1 protein-coding gene is annotated in these 476 nt (G+C 46.4%); it reads right to left on the reverse strand.

Annotated features, from left to right (window positions below):
- On the reverse strand, nt 1–362 hold a 362-nt coding region (locus tag BTA35_RS16630), incomplete at its 3' end, for a helix-turn-helix domain-containing protein (protein ID WP_139363705.1).
- Nucleotides 363–476: the final 114 nt, after the last annotated feature.

Raw genomic sequence — 476 nt, forward strand, 5'->3', positions numbered from 1 at the left:
TTGTAAATCGTCTCACGACAGACGTAGCTGTCTTCATATCCGGGTAGTTTCATGCGCTTAAGGTTACCCGCAATCTGCTGTGGAGAGAACCTCTGACGCAGCATCAAAATCACGAGGTCAAACAGTTCATTACCCTGAGCAAGCTTTTTCACTGGTCGACAGCCTACTCTTCGAGCCTGACGGTTGGCTTGAGCCTTAGGTGCTTCGTATAGGCCATCGGCAAGCTGGTTACGACGAATCTCTCGACTGATTGTTGAGGGGCTTCGATCAAGTAGGCGAGCAATACTTCGCAGACTGAGATTGTGAAGCAGGCCAATTTGAATAGTGGCACGCTCTTCTATGTTGAGTTCTTTGTAAGTCATAACAACACCTTATCCGATATTGGATTAGGTGTTGCACTCAGAATTTGCCGCTAAGACCTGTTTTTGATTATCTTCACATGACAGCAGGTATGCTTTCTACAACTAGACCTCAAC

The sequence above is a fragment of the Oceanospirillum linum genome, from assembly GCF_001995095.2.
Taxonomy (GTDB): Bacteria; Pseudomonadota; Gammaproteobacteria; order Pseudomonadales; family Halomonadaceae; genus Oceanospirillum; species Oceanospirillum linum.